This window comes from Spiroplasma sp. Moj, from assembly GCF_016082285.1.
In the GTDB taxonomy this organism is placed as follows: domain Bacteria; phylum Bacillota_I; class Bacilli_A; order Mycoplasmatales; family Mycoplasmataceae; genus Spiroplasma; species Spiroplasma phoeniceum.
Map to the genome: position 1 here is coordinate 1 of NZ_MQTY02000064.1, position 5,915 is coordinate 5,915.

Annotated in this window: 3 rRNA genes; all 3 read right to left on the reverse strand. The window is 42.2% G+C overall.

The window, feature by feature from the left end:
• Nucleotides 1–208 precede the first annotated feature (208 nt).
• A 5S ribosomal RNA gene (rrf, locus tag BST80_RS03660) occupies nucleotides 209–315 on the reverse strand.
• A gap of 72 nt (nucleotides 316–387) precedes the next feature.
• Nucleotides 388–3,298, reverse strand: a 23S ribosomal RNA gene (locus BST80_RS03665).
• Between the two features lie 273 nt (nucleotides 3,299–3,571).
• Nucleotides 3,572–5,091: ribosomal RNA gene (locus BST80_RS03670) — 16S ribosomal RNA — on the reverse strand.
• The 16S, 23S and 5S rRNA genes sit together here, the layout of an rRNA operon.
• Between the last annotated feature and the right edge of the window lie 824 nt (nucleotides 5,092–5,915).

Sequence of the window (5,915 nt, forward strand, 5' to 3'; positions counted from 1 at the left end):
GTTTTATTCCTGTTAATCGGAATAATTCTTTATCATTAATAAAATCAAATTTATCAAATTTCATAATTTTAGATTCCTATAATTTCTATTTTAAATATATTTTATAGGAATTTTAAAATAACTAGGTTATGCAAGAAGTNTANTATANNATNTTTNTAAANTANNAAGAAAGTAAAAATATTTTAAAAAAAGTCAAAACCTTTTTTCAACCTGGCACTGCCCTATTTTCACCTTGCGGCTATCGTCGGCGTAATAGTGCTTAACTTCCGTGTTCGGGATGGGAACGGGTGTGTCCACTATGCCATAAGCACCAGATTATATCTGAGGGAAATTATTCGCTCAAAACTAGATAATAAACTGTCTAAAATTTGTAAATAAGCTCTCGCTTTTTTGAAGTCCTCGACCTATTAGTATTGGTTAGCTGAACACGTCGCCGTGCTTACACATCCAACCTATCAACCTTGTCGTCTTCAAGGGGTCTTACTCCATAAAGGATGGGAAATCTCATCTTAAAGTATGCTTCTCGCTTAGATGCCTTCAGCGATTATCATTTCCACACATAGCTACCCAGCTGTGCCACTGGCGTGACAACTGGAGCACCAGAGGTGTGTCCATCCCGGTCCTCTCGTACTAGGGACAGATCTCTTCAAATTTCCTACGCCCACAACAGATAGGGACCAAACTGTCTCACGACGTTCTGAACCCAGCTCGCGTACCGCTTTAATGGGCGAACAGCCCAACCCTTGGAACTAACTTCAGCTCCAGGATGCGATGAGCCGACATCGAGGTGCCAAACCTCCCCGTCGATGTGAACTCTTGGGGGAGATCAGCCTGTTATCCCCAGGGTAACTTTTATCCGTTGAGCGACGGCCTTTCCACACGGGACCGCCGGATCACTAAGCCCAGCTTTCGCTCCTGTTCGACTTGTAAGTCTTACAGTCAAGCACCCTTCTACCTTTGCGCTCTATGTATGATTTCTGACCATACTGAGGGTACCTTTGGGCGCCTCCGTTACATTTTAGGAGGCGACCGCCCCAGTCAAACTACCCACCTGACACTGTCTCTGACCTGGCTTACAGATCTAGGTTAGGATTTCGACATAACAAGGGTGGTATTTCAAGGATGACTCCACAACAACTAGCGTTACTGCTTCAAAGTCTCCCACCTATCCTATACATGCTATATCAAAACCCAATATCAAGCTATAGTAAAGCTCCATGGGGTCTTTCCGTCTAGTTGCGGGTAACCTGCATCTTCACAGGTACTAAAATTTCACCGAGTCTGCAGCCGAGACAGCGAAGGGATCATTACGCCTTTCGTGCGGGTCAGAACTTACCTGACAAGGAATTTCGCTACCTTAGGACCGTTATAGTTACGGCCGCCGTTCACTGGGGCTTCGGTTCAAAGCTTCGCTAATGCTAACTAATTCCCTTAACCTTCCAGCACTGGGCAGGCGTCACCCCCTATACGTCGTCTTACGACTTTGCAGAGAGCTGTGTTTTTGCTAAACAGTTCCCCCTTCCTCTTCACTGCGGCTCATATTACTATGAGCACCCCTTCTTGCTAACTTACGGGGTTATTTTGCAGAGTTCCTTAGCTACAGTTATCTCGCTTGCCTTAGGATTCTCTCCTTGACCACGTGTGTTCGTTCTAGGTACAGGCACCATATAAATAGTACTAGAAGCTTTTCTTGGAAGCATGGAGTCATATACTTCGCTACTAGGCGAACCGTTCGCTCCCCATCACACTTCAAGGTTATGCAAGGCGGATTTGCCAACCTTACCCTCTTTGTGCTTAGCCCGGAATCCAATAACCGGGATATACTATCTTTCTCCGTCACTCCATCGCTCTATATGGTGGTACAGGAATATCAACCTGTTGTCCATCGACTACGCCTTTCGGCCTCGCCTTAGGTCCTGACTAACCCTGGGTGGACGAACCTTGCCCAGGAAACCTTGGTCAAACGGCATGAGGGATTCTCACCCTCAAACGTTACTCATGCCGGCATTCTCACTTCTAACCAGTCCAGCAGTCCTCACGGTCTACCTTCATCCCTGTTAGAACGCTCCCCTACCGCCCTGTATATAAATACAAAACCCATAGCTTCGGTATTATGCTTAGCCCCGGTACATTTTCGGCGCAAAGTTACTCGACTAGTGAGCTGTTACGCACTCTTTAAAGGGTGGCTGCTTCTAAGCCAACCTCCTAGCTGTCTAAGCGACTTCACATCCTTACACACTTAGCATAAATTTTGGGACCTTAGCTGATGATCTGGGCTGTTTCCCTTACGTGCATGGACCTTATCACCCATGTACTGACTGCCGAGTATACAAAATTGGCATTCGGAGTTTAATTGCATTCAGTACCCTTAGGTGGGGCCATCATACATTTAGTGCTCTACCTCCAACTTGCTAACCTCGACGCTAGCCCTAAAGCTATATCGGGGAGAACCAGCTATCTCCAGGTTCGATTGGAATTTCACCTCTAGCCACAAGTCATCCGCGGTCTTTTCAACGAACGTCGGTTCGGTCCTCCATTAAGTTTTACCTCAACTTCAACCTGCTCATGGCTAGATCACCTGGTTTCGGGTCTATGACAACATACTAAACGCCCTATTAAGGCTCGCTTTAACTACGGCTCCGTATTTTCTACTTAACCTTGCATGCTATCATAACTCGCCGGCTCATTCTACAAAAGGCACGCCGTCACCCATTAACGGGCTTCGACTTCTTGTAGGCATATGGTTTCAGGTACTCTTTCACTCCCCTCCCGGGGTGCTTTTCACCTTTCCCTCACGGTACTGGTTCACTATCGGTGAATAGGTAGTATTTAGCCTTACGCGGTGGTCCGCGTTGATTCCGACAAGATTTCACGTGTCTCGCCGTACTCAGGATACCATTTCGAGTCTTGTCTATTTCATATACGGGGCTATCACCCTCTGTGGCATGGTTTTCCAACCATTTCTACTATAAACAAGTTTTGTAACTCTACTATTATGGTCCTACAACCCCAGATAAATCTGGTTTGGGCTGTTCCCCGTTCGCTCGCCGCTACTAAGAGAATCGCTTTCGCTTTCTTTTCCTCTAGGTACTAAGATGTTTCAATTCCCTAGGTATACCTTCACTATAACTATTTATTCATTATAGGATGATGAGAGATTAATCTCACCGGGTTTCCCCATTCGGACATGTCCGGATCAAAGCTTACTTCCAGCTCCCCGAACCTTATCGCAGGTAGTCACGTCCTTCATCGTCTCCTATTCCCAAGGCATTCACCATACGCCCTTTGTAACTTCAAAGTTTTATAAATTATTTGACCTGATTTTAAATCAGTTTTTTGAGAATTATTTACAAATATAACTGTGAAATTTTAGTTATTTTTTAAAAATAACAGAAATTTTGAATTATTGTTATTTTAATCAAGTGATTAAAATAACTAGATGTCTATTATCCAGTTTTCAAAGAACAATTCCAATAACATTTACTTGTTATTGTCAGAGAAACTAATCTCTGAAAACTAAACATAACGGTCATTAAAACTAGTTAATTACTATAAAGTATTAACTCCATAGAAAGGAGGTGATCCATCCGCACGTTCTCGTACGGATACCTTGTTACGACTTCACCCTAATCATCAATCCTACCTTGGGCGGCTTTCTCCTTGCGGTTAGAATACCGACTTCTGGTATTATCAACTCTCATGGTGTGACGGGCGGTGTGTACAAGACCCGAGAACGTATTCACCGCGACATTGCTGATTCGCGATTACTAGCGATTCCGGCTTCATGAGGGCGAGTTGCAGCCCTCAATCCGAACTGAGATCGGCTTTTTCAGATTAGCTCCTTCTTACGAGATCGCAACTGTTTGTACCGACCATTGTAGCACGTGTGTAGCCCAAGACATAAGGGGCATGCTGATTTGACGTCATCCCCACCTTCCTCTAGTTTACACTAGCAGTCCCGTTAGAGTATCTCAACTTAATGGAGTAACTAACGGCAAGGGTTGCGCTCGTTACTGGACTTAACCAAACACCTCACGGCACGAGCTGACGACAACCATGCACCACCTGTCTCAATGTTAACCTCCACTGTATTTCTACAGCTTTGCACTGGATGTCAAGCCTTGGTAAGGTTCTTCGCGTTGCTTCGAATTAAACCACATGCTCCACCGCTTGTGCGGGTCCCCGTCAATTCCTTTGAGTTTCACTCTTGCGAGCATACTACTCAGGCGGAGTACTTAATGCGTTAGCTGCAGCACCGAACTTAGTCCGACACTTAGTACTCATCGTTTACGGCGTAGACTACTAGGGTATCTAATCCTATTTGCTCCCTACGCTTTCGTGCCTAAACGTCAGTGATAGGCCAGTCGACCGCCTTCGCCACTGGTGTTCCTCCATATATCTACGCATTTCACCGCTACACATGGAATTCCATCGACTTCTCCTACACTCTAGCTTAACAGTTTTCAAGGCGAACTGGAGTTGAGCTCCAGGATTTGACCCCAAACTTGTTAAACCGTCTGCGCACGCTTTACGCCCAATAAATCCGGATAACGCTTGCCACCTATGTATTACCGCGGCTGCTGGCACATAGTTAGCCGTGGCTTTCTGGTAAGGTACCGTCAAATAAGTATCATTTCTTATACTTACTGTTCTTCCCTTACAACAGACCTTTACAATCCGAAGACCGTCTTCAGTCACGCGGCATTGCTCCATCAGGCTTTCGCCCATTGTGAAAAATTCCCTACTGCTGCCTCCCGTAGGAGTTCGGGCCGTGTCTCAGTCCCGATGTGGCCGATCAACCTCTCAGTTCGGCTACGTATCATTGTCTTGGTAGGCCATTACCCCACCAACTAACTAATACGCCGCATCCTCATCCATTAGTGATCCAAACGGACCTTTTAACATTTTCTGATGCCAGAAAATGTCGTATGCGGTATTAGCAGTCGTTTCCAACTGTTATCCCCCGCTAATGGGTAGATTAGATACGTGTTACTCACCCGTTCGCCACTGGGTGCAAGCACCCCGTTCGACTTGCATGTATTAGGCATGCCGCAAGCGTTTATCCTGAGCCAGGATCAAACTCTCATTAAAAAAATATTGTTTTTGTTCCTAGCTTTAATGACGGATATTCATTGATTAAATGATTATCTTTTGTTGTTATGTTTAGTTTTCAAAGATCGTTCTTGTGTCAGCAAAACATCTTTCAAATCATACAAAATTATGCGTTTATTGTCAATAACTTTTGACTCTTTTTTTCATATTTTTAGTATTGTTTTTGATAATGTAAGTAAGTATTTTATTTACAATTAAGTAATAAATTACTACTAACTGACACCTTTATAAGTATATAAAATCCTCATTTTTTTGCAAGTGTTTTTAGCAAAAATATTAATTTTTTTATAAAAAAATAATTACTTAAAAAGACCTTATTTTAATTTCTTTTTTTTGAAACTATTGTTTTCCTTGGTATTAAATTTTAATTTATTTATATAAAAAGCCACTTCAAAAAAATGGCTAATTGGTATTAAGTTAATAATATTAAGTAATGTTAGTTAAAACTGCTTAAATATGTAACACGGTCAGCAATTATATCGTTATAATAATTTTCTTCATCAAAATTATTGGAACGAAATGATTGAATTCGCCCTTTAACAGCAATAATTTCTTTATCACGTAAACTAATAGACTTCTTGCATAACCTAGTTATTTTAAAATTCCTATAAAATATATTTAAAATAGAAATTATAGGAATCTAAAATTATGAAATTTGATAAATTTGATTTTATTAATGATAAAAAATTATTCCGATTAACAGGAATAAAACAAGCCACTTTTAATAAAATGTTAGATATTTTAAAGGTTGCTGAAATAGAAAAATTTAAAAAAGGTGGCAAAGCTAACAAATTATCACTAAA